Origin of the sequence: Paraconexibacter antarcticus, from assembly GCF_024220175.1 — a bacterium.
Classification (GTDB): domain Bacteria; phylum Actinomycetota; class Thermoleophilia; order Solirubrobacterales; family Solirubrobacteraceae; genus Paraconexibacter; species Paraconexibacter antarcticus.
In genome coordinates this window covers 2,996,582-3,011,333 of the sequence record NZ_CP098502.1, presented here as the reverse complement: position 1 = coordinate 3,011,333, position 14,752 = coordinate 2,996,582, and the positions used below count along the sequence as shown (strand labels likewise).

Annotated in this window: 14 protein-coding genes; 10 read left to right on the top strand and 4 right to left on the bottom strand. The window is 71.7% G+C overall.

Annotated features, from left to right (window positions below; genetic code table 11):
• Window positions 1-3: 3 nt before the first annotated feature.
• On the bottom strand, window positions 4-1,464 hold the full coding sequence (locus NBH00_RS14745) for an O-antigen ligase family protein (RefSeq protein WP_254569353.1): 1,461 nt from the start codon (window positions 1,462-1,464) through the stop codon (window positions 4-6).
• A gap of 101 nt (window positions 1,465-1,565) precedes the next feature.
• Between NBH00_RS14745 and NBH00_RS14740 the strand changes: the two genes are divergently transcribed.
• From NBH00_RS14740 to NBH00_RS14730, 3 genes are all read left to right on the top strand, one after another.
• Entirely contained in the window at window positions 1,566-2,573 is a 1,008-nt protein-coding gene (locus tag NBH00_RS14740) for a glycosyltransferase family 47 protein (RefSeq protein ID WP_254569352.1), read from the top strand.
• A complete protein-coding gene (locus tag NBH00_RS14735; protein ID WP_254569351.1) occupies window positions 2,570-3,310 on the top strand; it encodes a class I SAM-dependent methyltransferase in 741 nt (246 codons plus the stop codon). The genes NBH00_RS14740 and NBH00_RS14735 overlap by 4 nt, the downstream gene beginning before the upstream one ends.
• A 100-nt stretch (window positions 3,311-3,410) precedes the next feature.
• On the top strand, window positions 3,411-4,724 hold the full coding sequence (locus NBH00_RS14730) for a glycoside hydrolase 5 family protein (RefSeq protein WP_254569350.1): 1,314 nt from the start codon (window positions 3,411-3,413) through the stop codon (window positions 4,722-4,724).
• A 13-nt stretch (window positions 4,725-4,737) separates the two neighbouring features.
• Here the strand turns inward: NBH00_RS14730 and NBH00_RS14725 are convergent, their stop codons facing one another.
• From NBH00_RS14725 to NBH00_RS14715, 3 genes are all read right to left on the bottom strand, one after another.
• A complete protein-coding gene (locus NBH00_RS14725; protein ID WP_254569349.1) occupies window positions 4,738-5,679 on the bottom strand; it encodes an FkbM family methyltransferase in 942 nt (313 codons plus the stop codon).
• Window positions 5,680-5,737: 58 nt separating this feature from the next.
• Window positions 5,738-6,931 carry a hypothetical protein gene (locus tag NBH00_RS14720; RefSeq protein WP_254569348.1) on the bottom strand — a complete coding sequence of 398 codons (1,194 nt, stop codon included), beginning with the start codon at window positions 6,929-6,931 and terminating at the stop codon, window positions 5,738-5,740.
• Between the two features lie 63 nt (window positions 6,932-6,994).
• The gene (locus NBH00_RS14715; protein ID WP_254569347.1) at window positions 6,995-7,684 is read right to left on the bottom strand and encodes an LbetaH domain-containing protein; all 690 of its coding nucleotides are present in this window, start codon (window positions 7,682-7,684) and stop codon (window positions 6,995-6,997) included.
• A 141-nt stretch (window positions 7,685-7,825) separates the two neighbouring features.
• Here NBH00_RS14715 and NBH00_RS14710 point away from each other — a divergent pair, with 141 nt between their 5' ends.
• The 7 genes from NBH00_RS14710 (at window position 7,826) to NBH00_RS14680 (ending at window position 14,647) form a co-directional block, all read left to right on the top strand.
• Window positions 7,826-8,668 carry an SAM-dependent methyltransferase gene (locus NBH00_RS14710; protein ID WP_254569346.1) on the top strand — a complete coding sequence of 281 codons (843 nt, stop codon included), beginning with the start codon at window positions 7,826-7,828 and terminating at the stop codon, window positions 8,666-8,668.
• 40 nt (window positions 8,669-8,708) lie between these two features.
• Window positions 8,709-8,960 carry a phosphopantetheine-binding protein gene (locus NBH00_RS14705; RefSeq protein WP_254569345.1) on the top strand — a complete coding sequence of 84 codons (252 nt, stop codon included), beginning with the start codon at window positions 8,709-8,711 and terminating at the stop codon, window positions 8,958-8,960.
• Complete coding sequence (locus tag NBH00_RS14700; RefSeq protein WP_254569344.1) at window positions 8,957-10,324, top strand: AMP-binding protein; 1,368 nt, start codon at window positions 8,957-8,959, stop codon at window positions 10,322-10,324. Before NBH00_RS14705 ends, NBH00_RS14700 begins: the two co-directional genes overlap by 4 nt.
• Window positions 10,321-11,067, top strand: coding sequence for an SDR family NAD(P)-dependent oxidoreductase (locus tag NBH00_RS14695; protein WP_254569343.1), 747 nt, complete (start codon window positions 10,321-10,323; stop codon window positions 11,065-11,067). The genes NBH00_RS14700 and NBH00_RS14695 overlap by 4 nt, the downstream gene beginning before the upstream one ends.
• Before the next feature lie 78 nt (window positions 11,068-11,145).
• Window positions 11,146-12,453 (top strand): MATE family efflux transporter, encoded by a 1,308-nt coding sequence (locus NBH00_RS14690; RefSeq protein WP_254569342.1) that lies wholly within the window; start codon window positions 11,146-11,148, stop codon window positions 12,451-12,453.
• Between the two features lie 17 nt (window positions 12,454-12,470).
• Window positions 12,471-13,121: a CatB-related O-acetyltransferase gene (locus NBH00_RS25275; RefSeq protein ID WP_302182637.1), complete on the top strand. Its 651-nt coding sequence runs from the start codon at window positions 12,471-12,473 to the stop codon at window positions 13,119-13,121.
• Between the two features lie 29 nt (window positions 13,122-13,150).
• Window positions 13,151-14,647, top strand: coding sequence for an alpha/beta hydrolase (locus tag NBH00_RS14680; RefSeq protein WP_254569341.1), 1,497 nt, complete (start codon window positions 13,151-13,153; stop codon window positions 14,645-14,647).
• The last annotated feature ends 105 nt before the right edge of the window (window positions 14,648-14,752 follow it).

Below are 14,752 nucleotides of genomic sequence, written 5' to 3'. Positions count from 1 at the left end.
TGCTCAGGCGGGGACCGGCACGCGCGCCGGGCCATCGTCGGCTGCGACCGTCGGCGCAGGACACTCGCCGAGATCCGCGGATGCGTCGACGCCGGCGCCCGTCGTGGTCGCGCGCCGCGCCACGCGGGCCATCGCGAACAGCAGCCCCGGCACGATGTAGAGGTACTTGTCGGCGAGCTGATTGTCGGCGGCACCGTTGGTGAGCCAGACGGCGACGCTGATGGTGCCTGCGGCCACCTCCGCGCGCTGGGCACCTGCAAGCCCCCGGCGGATGGCATCCGCCAGGCCGCCGAGGAACGTGAGGAAGGCGACGAGGGCGATGATACCGCCGGAAGCGAGGAGCTCGAGGTAGATGTTGTGTGCGTCTGCGATGACCGAGAAGCCGACACCGGCGACCGGGTGGGCCCGGAACTGCGCCAGGCCGACGTGCGCTGCCTGGTGTCGCTGGAAGTTGCTGCCCTGGATCGTGAGGTCGACGGCGCCGCTGCCGCCCAGCCGGACCTGGTGCAGGATGTGGTCGCCCGTGCTCGTGAACAAGAGGACCACGATCCCGAGCATCCCGAGGGCCGGGAGGACGAGCAACGTGCGGCGCCGCAGCCGCGGGATCGCGACGGCCGTGACGCCCACCGCTACGACGGCGGCGACCGCGCCGGCCCGCGAGCCCGACGCGTACACGCCGCCGAGCAGCGTGGCCAGCGCGGCGAGCCCGGCCAGGGTCCACCGCGGCGAACGGCCGATCCACACCATCGCGGTCGGGATCGCCATCGAGGCGCCGAGCGCGAGATAGTTCGGATGCACCGTGAGCGCGGAGGATCGGGTTCCGCTCGACAGCGCGTACGGCGACAGGTGGACGATGCCGAGCGTGTCGGTGACCCCGACGAAGGCGTTGACGACGGCGCCGGCCGTCCAAAGGTCCATGAGGCGACGGCAGCGGCGCGCTGTGGAACCCGCCGCGATGAGCACGAGTGGCACCACGATGAACGACAGCTCGAAGGTGATGAGCGCGAGCACGTCCGAGCGGTGCGTGAGGTACACGGGCGCGGTCAGCCGCGAGGAGAGCTGGATGTTCGCCTGGTCGTTCAGCCCCGAGCCGGCGGGAAAGATCATCGCGAGGAGCGCCGCGAGGAGAAACGCCAGGCCCGCGAGCATGAGCGCCGGCGGAGCCGACACGGGGCGCCGGGCCAGGACGGCGTGGGTGACCATGCCGCCGAACGCGAGCACCAGGAAGACGTTGCCGAACGCCCCACCGGCCACGCGGATCCCGTTCCACTGGATCGTGACGACGAGCAGGCACGCGGCCAGCCACGCGAGCCGCTCGGTCGACATCCCGAGCGCCGCCACGGCGCCGACGAGCACGATCCCCATCACCAGGACGACGCTGGGACCGAGGTCACCACCCGCGATCGCGGCGCCGGAGACGACGACGCTGAGCCCCAGCCCCAGTGCGAAGAGTGCCTTGCGCATCCGCCGGGAGGCTACAGGCCGGGCCGGGTCCCACGGGACGGTCGGGCGTCCGTCGGCCGCGCACGCGGCGCGGCTCGGATGGCTATCGTTCCCGCGGTCCGATGAGCACGCGCTTCTGGATCTGGGAACTCAACGCCGACGACCCGCGGGGGTTCCGTCCCGGGGCACCCGACGCGGACGGCGGCGACGCGGATCTGCGCTACTTCTTGGGCGTCGCCGAAGCGCTCGAGCCGCTGCTCGACGAGGACGTGCCCTGCGTCCTCATCACGTGGCACCTGGACCGCTTCGACGAGCGCTTCCGCGACGCGGTGGTCCTGCTCATCAACGACGAGCAGTACCAGCTCCCGTCGTTCGCGGGGCAGGTGCGCGCTGTGTTCAAGACCGGCGGCACCGCGCGCAACCCCTGGCGCGAGACCCTGGGGCTCCACCCCGCGATCGCCTCCCGGACCGTGCTGCGTGAGCTGCGGAACATCGGCCGCTCCGTGCGCCGCCGGGTGCAGACGACACAGACGCGCGGCGCACCCGTCTACGCGATACCCCTCGGGTTCTTCCGCCTCACCGATGTCCCGCTCGTTCCGTTCGCGGCGCGTGAGCACGACGTCTTCTTCGCGGGCTCGATCGAGAGCACCCGCGGGCTCACGCTCCGCCCGCGGCTCATCGCCCGCCGGCAGATGGCCGAGGCCCTGGCCCGGGCCCGCACCCAGCTGCCCGCGATGACCGTCGACTACAGCAACGGGGGCCCCATGGCGAACCCCGACGCCATGGTCGACGGCGATGTGTATTCGCAGCGCCTTTCGCAGGCGCGGATCGTCCTCTGCCCGCGGGGGAACTTCGACGAGACCTACCGCCTGATGGAGGCGGCCCGCAGCGGCTGCGTGGCGGTCACCGAGCGCCTGCCCTCCCGCTGGTACCACCGGGACGCCCCGGTCGTCGAGCTCGACCGCTGGGCCGCCCTGACGCCCGTCCTCGAGGAGCTGCTGGCGGACCCCGCGGCCCTCGCCGAGCGCGGTGACGCGATGCGGCGATGGTGGACCGAGACCCTGTCGGAAGAGGCCATCGCGCGGTACATCGCCGTGCGGTTGGGGTGCGCTACGGTGCCGGTCCCATGAGCCCCACGATCGAGCGCGACATCCCGGCCGACGAGCTCGACGACGTCCGCTCGGGCCGCCTTCCGGCCCGCTACGACCACCGGCTGCAGGACGTGTTCCTCGAGCAGGTCGACCGTCGCATGCGGCCCGGTGTGCGCATCCTCGACATCGGGTCAGGCCGCGCCCCGACGATCCCGCCGCACGACCGGCCGGCCGCGTGCCGGTACGTCGGCACGGACATCGACGCGGACGAGCTCGCTGCGGCACCGCCCGGGTCGTACGACCTCGAGCTCGCCGCCGACGCGACGCGTCCCCTCCCCGTCGACGAGCGGTTCGACCTCATCCTCTCGTGGCAGGTCCTCGAGCACGTCGAGTCGATGGCCGACACGCTGAACGCGTTCCGGGGCGCGCTGGACGAGGGCGGGACCCTGATCGCCCAGCTCTCCGGGTCGCGGGCCGCGTTCGCGCTGCTGGCCCGTGCCCTCCCCCATCGCCTGCGGGTCCTCGCCATGACGCGCCTGCTCGGCCACGTCGAGGAGGAGAAGTTCCCCACCCGCTACGACGCGTGCACCGACAAGGACCTGCGCGGGCTGCTGGTCGGGTGGTCGGAGGTCGAGATCATCCCGTTCTACCGCGGCGGCTCGTACTTCCTCTTCTCCGACCCGGTGCTCAAGGCCTACCTCGCCTACGAGAACCGCGTCGCCGCCCGGGACCTGCGCGGGCTCGCGACGCACTACCTCGTCGTCGCGACGCGCTGAGCGCCCGGCACGCGGGCGATCTGGCGCGGCGCGACGCTCGCGCCGGATAGGTTGGACGCCGATGAGGGGATTCCGAGCAGGGGGCTTGGGACTCGCGTGCGTGCTCGCGCTCGTGTCGTCCGCGATCGCGTCCGACGCCGCGACCGCCGCTCAGCCGAGCCGGCGCGCCGTGCAGCGGACGGCCGTCCGGCGCGCAACGTCCTTCCTGCAGCACGCCGGCTACACCCGCGTCGCGGTCGCGTGCGCGCCGCACCGCGGCCACTCGACGCGGTGCCCCTACACGGCGGTCAGGGGGATCGCGACGTGCTCCGGTGAGCTGGCGGCGCGGCGGCGACGCCGTGTCGGCAGCTTCGTGCGCAGTCTCCGCGAGACGTGCACCCCGGTCGGCGTCGGCTTCAACACGTACGCCAACGACATCACGATCCCCCTCGAGGTGCCGACCGGTGTCACGCTCCAGCGCGTCATCGTGCCCTGGTCCTCCGTCGAGCCGGCCCCGGGCGTCTGGAACTGGCAGGGGTACGACGACGAGTACAAGGCCGCGGTGAAGGCGGGGTTGCGGCCGATCATGATCGCCGTGTCGGCGCCCTGCTGGGCACGGGTGAAGGCGGGCTGCGTCGACTCGGTCGTGAGCGGGCCGCCCGACCGCGACTTCGAGCCAAGGTGGGCCGAGTACGTGCGGCGGATGGCGGTCCGCTTCCCGGACGCGGCCGCAATCGAGGTGTGGAACGAGCCGAACCTCACGCAGCTCTTCGAGCCGCGGCCCGACCCCATCCACTACACGCGGCTGCTCCACGAGGCCTACGACGCCGTGAAGGGCGCCGTCCCCGGCCTGCCGGTCATCAGCGGTGGCCTGCTCGCCAACGGCGTCTCGGGGTCGGGACCCGGCGGCATCGGCGACGTGACGTTCCTCACCGGGATGCTGCGGGCCGGCGCGGCCGCGTGGATGGACGGCATCGGCGTGCACCCGTACCCCCAGACGCCGGCGCAGGGCGGCCCCGGCTCGCACTGGGATCCGGCCGCGGCGGTCCGTACGCTCGACGGTCAGCGTGCCGTCGAGGCGGCGGCAGGCGTGACGGGGAAGCCGTTCTGGATCACGGAGGTCGGTGAGTCGACCTCGACGCAGGCGGGGTTCCCCGCGGCGGTGACGGCGGTGCAGCAGGCGACCGACCTGACCCGGTTGGTCCAGGGCAGCGTCGATGCTGGTGACGTCCGTGTCGTCATCGTCCACACCCTGGCCGACGAGCGGGCCGACGCGGGGCAGACCGCGGTGGCCAACATCCTCCAGCCGATCAGCGGGATCTCGCTCTTCTACAACGGCGTCGCGAGCGGGTTCGGCGTGTACGACTCCGACCTGCACCCGAAGCCGGCGGCGTGCGCGCTGAGCCGCCTCCTCGGCGGCATGCTCACCTGTTGAGCGAACCGCCGGCTCAACGGTCGCGGCGCGCGCCCCACGGCAGCGCGGGCCCGATGCCCTCGATCTGCCAGCCGCGCGGCCGCATCCGCGCGAGGGCGCGCTCCGGGTCACGAGTGGCAAGGTAGCTCGGCCCCGGCCACGCGGACATCTCGCCGCGCTCGGTCGGACCCTCGACCGTCACGCCGAACAGGTCGTTGCTGAGCGCGAAGAGCTGGTAGCCGGCCTCTTCGACAAGCCGGGTCGAGGCGTCCGGGTACGGGTCGTGGTCCTCGAAGACGAGGTCGCGGACGCGGCCGCTCTGCAGAAGTCCGACGGCGCCGCGCAGGACCTCCGGCTCGTGTCCCTCGACGTCGATCTTCAACAGTCCCACGGAGCGGTCCCCGATGACGTCGTCAAGGCGCTGCACCGTGACCGGGACGAGCTCGTCGTCGGCGCCGGCGGCTCCCGGCGCCGCCGAGAGGCTCGCGAGCCCCATGTTCTCGTGGAAGCGCGCCCCGGCGTTGAGCTCGGCCGTGCCCTCGTGATCGGAGAGCGCCACCTGGTGCGTCGTGACGCCGGCGACGCCCGCCGAGCCCCAGCGCGCGACGTTGGCCTGCAGGAGCGCGTAGACCCCCGGATGGGGCTCGAACGCGTGAACCTCCCCGGCAGAGCCGGCGCGGGCTGCCGCCAGGCTCGTGAGATAGCCGACGTTCGCGCCGACGTCGACGACCACGTCGCCGGGGTCGATCAGCCGGTGCAGCGTTTCGCTGACGCAGGGATCGAAGACTCCGGTGGTGAGGATCGTGTACCCGATCGCCTCGGTCGCGTGGACCTCGAGGTCGAGGCCCCAGGCGAGTGACGCCACTGCGTGCCGGCCGTCGTCGGACGGGCCGCCGTAACGCGCGCGCCGCAGGGCGCGGACCGGGTGGAACACGTAGTGCGGCTTGTCGTTCAGGCGGGCTGGCAGCAGCTTCATGGGCGCGCAGGCTACCGGTCCTGCAGGCGATGTCGGGGGACGCCGCCGGCGGCCGCCGTCAACCCCACATCCCGCCGTCCTCGACGACCTTCGCGCGCAGCGCCCGCGCCGCGCCCGGGAAGCGGCGCTTGAGCGCGTCGTATTCGTCGGGAAGCGCGCAACGGACGCCCTTGGCGATGTCGGACAGGACGAGCCGGGCGGCGAGCGGGCGTGCGCCGCGGCGCCAGGCGGCGTACGCGGCGGCCTCGGCGGCCCGGAACGGTGAGGGCAGGCTCCCGGGAGCCTCGAGCACCGTCGACCTGTACGCGTGCCGCATCCGCCGGCTGATGGGACGGCCCGTCGTGTCGGCGTTGTAGATGTAAGCGGGCTGCGGCCCGAGCCGGCTCTGCTTCTCGATCAGCGCCGCCGCATAGCGTCGCGCGATCTGGGCCACAGCCCCGTCGGCGGCGGGCTGCGAGCCTGCGGCCGGCGTGATCGTGCGGGCACGGCCATAGAGGTCGTCGGGACGCTGCGGGTCGAAGGCGTGGAAGTGCATGAGCCGCAACCGGTCGCCGCTCGTGGCGATGCGGTAGCCGTCGGCGCCGGCGACGATCGGCCGCTCGTGGAGGTTCGCCACGCTGACGTTGTACCCGTGGTGGCGGAGCGCGGAGGCGTCGAAGAGGACCGCGCCGACGTCGACCCACTTCTGGTCGGTGAAGAGCCCGTCGAGCGGGCCGTGCAGGCACTCGGACTGCAGATGGCCCCACCACCACTGCAGAAACGGCCCTGCGCGCCGGTCGACCGCGATGAAGCCGAGGTTGTAGACGCCGACGTGCAGGAGGTGGCCCTCGGAGAACCGCTGCTCGCCGGCGATCGGCTCGAGGTAGTGCGGGGTCAGCACGATGCCCGCGCTCGCATCGAGCGCGGGCCCGAGCTCGATCATCGGCGCCATGACGTACGTGTCGGGGTCCAGATAGGCGACCTGCTCGATTTCCTCCAGCAGCGCCTGCAGCACGAGCGGCTTCAAGGCGGTCGCGAACTCGACGAGGTCGTAGGACGCGGCGAGGTCCAGCAGCGCGGGCTCGGGGAGGTCGAGATCGGCGGGCCGCATCCAGCGGACGCCGTCGATCGACGGGAGCTCGGTGTCGCGCTCCGCGTCGATCAGGAAGACGATGAGCGGATGCTCGCTACCGTGCTCCCGCAGGCTGTCGGCCAGGAGGAGCGCCCGCGGAAGGTAGTTGCGGGCGAGAATCGTGCACGAGGCGAGTGACATCGCGCGGCACCCTACCTCGGGGCGCCCTGCGCCTGGCCTCCGGGCCCGACAGGAGCCGCGAGGTCAGGCACCCGGACCGGTCGCACCGACCGACGATGCCGTGTTCTCCCCGCGGCGGAAGAACTGCAGCCGCGCAGGGAGCTCGCGCACCGGTTCAGCGGGGTTGCCCCGATAGAAGGTCAGCTCCCTCGTCAGCTTCGTGTTGACCACCGAGCCGGCCGAGACGATGCAGCGGGCGGGCACACACGTCCCGCTGGCGATGATGCAGCCGGTCATGATCGCCGAGTGCTCGCCGATCACCACCGGTCCTGTCTCCTGCCGATCGCGGACGAGGTTGAGGCTGTGGGTAAGGACCTGGGACCGGACACCTGCAATGACGGCGTGCCGATGTAGGTGCACGCGATCGCAGCAATCGATCTCGTGCCCGACGGTGATCTCGGCGTGGTCGTCCAGTACGAGCGAGGGATCGCGGTTCGGCGAGTGGCGGAACACCGAGGTCCCGGGCGGCAGACCGGCGATCCGGTTCCGCGATGCGATCTGTGCCCCGGCGCCCAGACGCAATTCCTCGAGGTCGCGGATGAGGTTCCACGGACCGATGATCGCTCCCGGACCGAGCGTCACGCGCTGCGCGACGATGATGCTCCGGCCGATGTACGCCGTCGGGTGAACATCCCAGCCGAGCAGGCGCCGCGCGAAGGCGGGTCGCCACGCTGCAGGCAGCAGGATCATCAGTACGGCCCGCGCGTAGCGCATCGTTCCCCTCGGGTCGGCGGTCGAAGAGGCGCGATTCTAGACCGCGCACCCGACCATGCGCAGGCCTCCGGTCCAGCCGCTACCATGCGGCACTCGCGGCGCCCGACGGACCGGATCGACGGCTAGGGGAAGGGGACCATCATGGCGACGGAAAGTCCGGGCACCTACGTGCCCGCAGCGCACTACGACCGTGTGCACGGCGCTTGGCGCCTCATCATGGGCGAGGAATTTCACTACGGGTCCTTCGCCACGCCGCACACCTCTCTGCCCGAGGCGACGGCTGCCCTCACCTCTCGGATGCGGGAGGGCGCCGTCGTGGAGCCGGGAGATCGCGTGCTCGACGTCGGGTGCGGGACCGGGCACCAGGCGTGCGAGCTGGCCCAGCAGCTCGGCGCCCAGGTGCTCGGCATCACCACCAGCGGCCGCGGGGTGGCCGCGGCGACAGCGCTGGCCGCCGAGCGTGAAGTGCCGGGCGCACGGTTCGAACCGCGCGACGGCACCGACAACGGGCTCCCGGACGGGACCTTCGACGTCGGGTGGGTCCTCGAGTCATCGCACCTCATGCGCGATCGCCGGGCGCTCCTGCGTGAGACGCTTCGGGTCCTCAGGCCTGGCGGCCGGCTCGTGCTCTGTGACATCGTGCGTAAGCGTGCCATCCCGTTTTCGGAGGTGCGTGCGCGGCGAGGGGACTTCGCGACGCTGCGCGCGGCGTTCGGCGACGCCCACATGGAGCCGCTCGACCAGTACGCGGACATCCTCCGCTCGCTCGGTGCTGCGGTCACCACGTGCGAGGACCTCACGGCAGCCACCCTCCCCACCTTCGCGGCGTGGCGGGGAAACGTCGCCTCGCACCGCGAGGAGCTCGATTCGCTCATCGGCTCCGTCGCGGTCGACCAGTTCGTGGCCGCGTGCGACATCCTCGAGGCCTTCTGGATGGACGGGACGCTCGGATACGGGCTGCTCGCTGCCACGAAGACCGGCTGATCCAGCCCCGATCGGCTGCAACACCATCGAAAGGACCAGCGTGGCCCAAGATAAAAACACGACGCTCGCCGTCATCGAACAGTTCCTGAAGCTCGTGCAGAAGGAACCGGAGGCGCTCACCGACGACCTTCCGCTCTACGGCGAAGGGCTCGGTCTCGACTCCCTCGAGGCGGCCGAGCTGTCGGCCGTGCTCGAGGACAAGTTCGGCTCAGACCCATTCTCCGCCGGGGGCGACCTCCCGCAGACGGTCGGGGACATCCTCGGCTTCTACGAGGCTCCCGCCACCGCATGATCGGGCTGCTCGAACGCGCAGCCGCTGCGGAACCCGATCGGATCGCCGTCGTCACGCCGGAGGGAGCGGCAACGTACCCGGCCCTACTCGACGACGCCCGCCGCGTGGCCGGGACGCTCGTCGATCGGCGGACCACGAGCGCGGTGCTCGTGGAGCCGGACGTCTCCTGGGTGATCCGCGTGCTCGCCGGTGCCGCTCTCGTCGGCGTCGACATCTGTCAGTTCCAGGCGGACATCGACGGTTCCGCGTTCGCCGTGCAGTCCGAGGCGCTCGGGTACTTCCCGGTCCTGACGCGCCGGCCGGATCTCGCCCGAGCGGTGGACACCATCCCGACCTCCGCGCTGCGCGACGGCACGCCCGTCACGGACCGGCGCTCAGGGCCGCAGCCCGTCACGATCCGCACCACCGGGACGACCGGGACCCCGAAGGCAGCGCGTCACGACTGGTCCGTCCTCGCCCGCACAGTGGCCGCGGTCGAGCCGCGGCCACACCAGCGGTGGCTGATGGCCTACGGCCCGCACCAGTTCGCCGGGATCCAGGTGCTCCAGCACGTGATCGCGAGCCACGCGACCCTCATCGCGCCGTTTCCGCGGCAGCCGGCCGACGGTCTCGCCGCCCTCCTCGAGCACGAGGTGACGTGCGTGAGCGCGACTCCGACCTACTGGCGCTTTCTTCTAGCAGAGGCTAGAAGCCGAGGTGTCGCGCTCCCGCCGCTCGAGCAGGTGACGCTCGGGGGCGAGGCGGCTCCGGCGGAGCTACTCGCCTCGCTGCGATCGGCCTTTCCGGCTGCCCGCATCTCGCACATCTACGCGTCGACCGAGTTCGGATCGGTCGCGTCCGTCGCGGACGGGCGGCCCGGACTCCCGGTGAGCTCGCTGGCACGAGACGAGAACCCGACGGCCAACCTCCGGATCGTCGACGGCGAGCTTCAAGTCCGAGCCGCCGCCGGGATGCTCGGCTACGTCGGCAGCGCCGCGCCGGACGATGCGGAGCCGTCGTGGCGCCCCACCGGCGACCTTGTCACGGTCGTAGGCGACCGTGTCGTCTTCACCGGCCGGACGTCCGAAGTCATCAACGTCGGCGGCGTCAAGGTGCACCCGCTCCCGATCGAGGAGCGCATCGGGGCGCTGCCGCGGGTCGAGATGGCTCGGGTCTTCGGCCGTTCCAACCGGCTGACCGGCGCCATCGTCGCGGCTGAGGTCGTGCCCGTGCCGGGGCTCGACGACGGCGGACTCGATGATCTGCGACACGAGATCCGGAGCGCTGTCGCCGACCTGCCGCGAGCGTGGCACCCGCGGAGCGTCAACTTCGTCAACAGCATCGCCACGCGCGGTGCGAAGACCGTGAGAAGGATGGAACCATGAGCGCACCCGACGAGTCCCGCGTCGCCCTGGTGACGGGCGGCAGCAAAGGACTCGGTGCCGGTCTCGTGATCGCGTTCCTCGAAGCGGGCTACCGGGTCGCGACGTGTTCGCGGACGGCGACCGATGCAGTGCGAGGGTGGGAGGCCGACCCCCGGTGGGCGGACCGGTTCGCCTTCACCGCAGCCGACGTGTCCGATCGGAGCGACGCCGAACGATTCGTGAAGGACGCGGCAGGCCGATGGGGCCGCATCGACGTGCTCGTGAACAACGCCGGTGTCGCTCGCGAAGGGATGATCGGGCTGTTCGGTGACGACGCCCTGGACCAGGTCGTCGACCTCAACATCAAGGGCAGCGTGTACGTGACGCGCGCGGCCAGTCGTTCGATGCTCGCGCGGCGGTCCGGGGCCATCGTGAATATCTCCTCCATCGTCGGCCTCTCCGGATACCGCGGTCTGTCGGTGTACGCCGCGACGAAAGCGGCTCTCGATGGGTTCACGAGGAGTCTCGCGCGTGAGCTCGGGTCGCGAGGGATCACGGTCAACAGCGTGGCGCCGGGATATTTGCGGACCGAGATGAGCCACGGCCTCGACGGAGGCCAACTCGAGCAGATCACGCGGCGGACGCCGATGGGGCGTCTCGGCGAGCCGGACGACATCGCTCGGGCGATCCTGTTCCTCGTGGATCCGGCGAATCGATACATCACGGGCCACGTGCTCGTCGTCGACGGGGGCCTGACCTGCTGATCGAGGGCGGACCCAACGCGGCGCACACGTCCTCGAAGGCCTCGGCGGCGTCGTGAGATCGGGCATAATCACGTGCCCGTGAGGGAGCGGAAGCACGCAGCCGGGCGGCGCCTGGGCTTGATCACCGTCGACCAGGCCATCGCGGGCGCGTCCAACGTCCTCATCGCCGTGCTTGCAGCTCGGGTCCTCGGGGTCCGGTCGTTCGGGCTCTTCGGGATCCTGTTCCTCACGTACGTCCTCGCCCAGGGAATCAACCGAGCGCTTGTCTGTGACCCGCTGCTCGTCCATCCGCACGAGGCCGAGGGGCGGAAGGGCGAGGTCATCGGCACCAGTTGCGTCCTCGGGCTCGTCGTCGGGACGGTCGTGCTGGTCACGAGCGCCGTGGTTCAGCGCTGGAACCACGACCTCGGCAACGCGCTCCTCGTGTTCGGCGTGTGTCTGCCGCTCCTCGTCGTCCAGGATCTCGGTCGCTACATCGCGTTCGCAGATCAGGTGCCAGGAGCTGCGGTGCTCCTCGACGTCGCCTGGCTCGGGCTCCTCGTGGGCGCGGTCGGCGCGCTGGCCGTGACCGACACGCGGACGCTTCCCTGGTTCATCGGGGCCTGGGCCGGCAGCGGCGCAGCCGCGGGGCTGCTGGTCTTCTGGCAGAACGGGATCCGCGACCTCCGCCTCGACTTCGGCTGGCTTCGGTTCACGTGGCCGTTCTCGTGGCGCTACCTCATCTCGTACACCTCGTCGCAGGGGGCTGCGCTCTGCGCGGCGGCCGGCGTGGGGGCAATCGCCGGCGCGGACGCTTTGGGGGGCGTCCAAGGCGCCGCGTTGCTCGTCCGCCCGTTCGTCACCTTCCAGGTGGCGATCCTCGCCGCCGGCATCTCGGACGTCGCCCGCGGTCCTCGTGATGCGGCGTCGGTCGACCGCCGTGCGCTCGTCACCTCGGGCGCCACCACGCTCGTCGCCGTCGCCAACACCGTCGTCATGCTCGTCCTCCCGACGCGCCTCGGGGAGGCCGTCCTCGGCGACTCCTGGCACGCCGCGAAGCCGTTGCTGCTTGCCACCGGCATGCAGATCGTCGTCACGGCCACCGTCGCGGGTGCGCGCGCGGGGCTCCTCGGTCGCCGCGCGATCGCGACGGTGATGCGCATCGACCTCGCAACCGCCGGCGCGGTGCTCGCCGCGACGGTCGCGGGTGCGGCCGTCGGCGGCGTGGAGGGTGCGCTCTGGGCGGTCGCCTGCGCGCAGGCCGGACTCGCGGTCGTGTGGTGGGACGTGATCCGTCGCGTCGCTCCCCACTCCCCCGCTCCGGCCTCGGTCGCGGCCCCCGCCCCGGTCTCCGGGGCGAGTTCCGGGCCCCCCCCAGCCGCCGTGATCCCCCTCCCGCCCACGTGAACAGCAGGAGCCGTTCGATGATCAAGTACCTCCGCCTTATTCGTTACACCCTCCGGACCACGTCGCGCAGCCTCCGGGGCGCCGTGCTTGGCGCTGACAACGCCGAGATGATCCGCCTGCGCCGCAAAGGCCTCGTCATCACGGGACACGAGACCTACGGCATCCCGACGATCCTGACCTACGACGGCGGGACAGAGCGGCTTCTGACCGGGTCGTACTGCTCCCTGGGTGGGACCTTTCTCCTAGGCGGCAAACATGCGGTGGATGCCGTGACGACCTATCCGCACCGCATCAACTGGAAGCTGCCGGGCGCCTATCACGACGGCTTCCCGACTCCGACCGGCGACACCGTCCTTGGCTCGGACGTCTGGACCTGCGCCGGTTCGCTCATTCTCAGCGGCGTCCGGATCGGGGATGGCGCGATTGTCGGTGCGGGGGCGCTCGTCACGAAGGACGTACCGCCCTACGCGATCGTCGGCGGGAACCCGGCCAGGGTGCTCCGCTACCGTTACGACGAGGCGCAGCGCGAGGCACTCCTCGCCATCCGGTGGTGGGACTGGCCCATCGACGCGGTCCGCGAGGCGGTCCCACTCCTCGCCGGGAAGGACGTCGACGCCTTCATCGCATACGCACACGAGCGCATGCCGCAGCCCAACTTCGCGCGGTGATCCCCCGCCGGCGACTCCCCGGGTGGACAGTGGCCGCTGTCGCCGGGCTCCTCTCGTCCGGTTGCGGCGGCGGCCAAGCGCATCGGCCACCCACCCGCGCGCTCGCGGGCGGCCCGTCGCTCGGATCTCTCGCGCAGAGCGGCGCCGGTCGCCGCTTCTACGAGATCTACGAGCCGACCGGCCGGCCGCGAGGCACGGTGCTCGTCCTCCACGGTGGCGGCTGGCGCGCCGCACGTGCCGACGCGAGACGTCAGATGGCGGCGGTATCACTGTCGTTCCGTGACCTGGGATGGCGCGTCGTCGACGCGAACTACGCGGGCGGCCCGAGGCCCGACGGGAGCGTCGACCCTCGTCCGATGCTGCGGGACGTGGTCGCTTACTACGACGAGATCCACCGGGCGTTTCCGGGCCCGGTCTGCACGTACGGCGAATCGGCGGGGGGCCATCTCGCGGCGCTCCTCGCGATCGAGCGGCCGACGTTGACGTGTGCCGTGCTGGCGGCCGCACCGCTCGACCTGCCTTCTCTGCTGCCGACATCGACCCCCGCTGGGAGCGCCGCCATCCGCGCGGCGTTCGGGACGAGCCCGGCCACGCTCCGGGCCTGGTCTCCGACTCGCCTGTGGGGATCGGGCCGGCGGGTTCGAGTCTTCGCGACGGCTGCCTCGAACGATCCCGTCGTCGGGGCGGGCCAGCTGCGATCGTTCGCCCAGCGGGTACCGACCGCCGACGTGGCAGTCCTGCCCGGGGCACGCGCAGGTACGGCCGATGCCGTCCCGTGGATACACAGCCCAGTGCGTCGAGGGGCTCTTGACCGGCGCGTTGCCGATCTCCGTGCTTGGCTGACCCAGAGCGGCTCGGACCCGGCTGTCCCCGGGTCCGCCACCGACCCCGGGACGGACTGCGGTCCCGGCTCGACCGATGTGGGCGCGGCGCGCTGGCGCCTGCTCCGGGCGGGGGACGGTTGGAGCCCGACCTCGACGGCGACAGCGCCGATCGTGGCCACTCGTGGCTGCTCCGGGAGCGCCGTCTGGCAGGACGACGGGCTTTCGCTCTGGGCGTATCCAGGGCTGGCCGTGCTGCGTTCGGGCAGCGAGGCGGCGCTCACTCTGCGGCTGCCCCGAGGGACCAGATCCTTGACGGCGATGTTCCGCGGCTTCCTCGCCCGTCCGCGTGACTGGGCCGTCGGCCTCTATGGCTCGTCACGGACCCACGGCACGGTCACGGCTCCGATCGCCGATTGCATGGCGAGCAGCTGCCACGGTCTCAGGCTCGTGCGACGTCGCGGTGGCTCGCTCGTGGCCGCGCTCGCATCCACCGGCAACCCTGACGCGCGGTCGACGCCAACGCCCGAACGGTTCAGACTCCCGCCGGACACGCGGCGGGTCGCGTGGCGATTGCGATGCATCGCACCGGGCGGATGCTCGCTGCAGGGCGCCGTCGATGCCCGCGGGTTCTCGCTGCGGAGGCGCGACCCGCTCGGGCACCCTGCGATTCTCTCCATCTACCGGGTCGAGCTCATCGGCTGACCCGGATACCGCACCGGACCGTTGGCATCTCGGGCCGCAGCTGACCCGAACCCACCGGAGGCCTCTGCTAGCTTGCCCACCGCAGAGCGAGGTCAACAGGGCCGA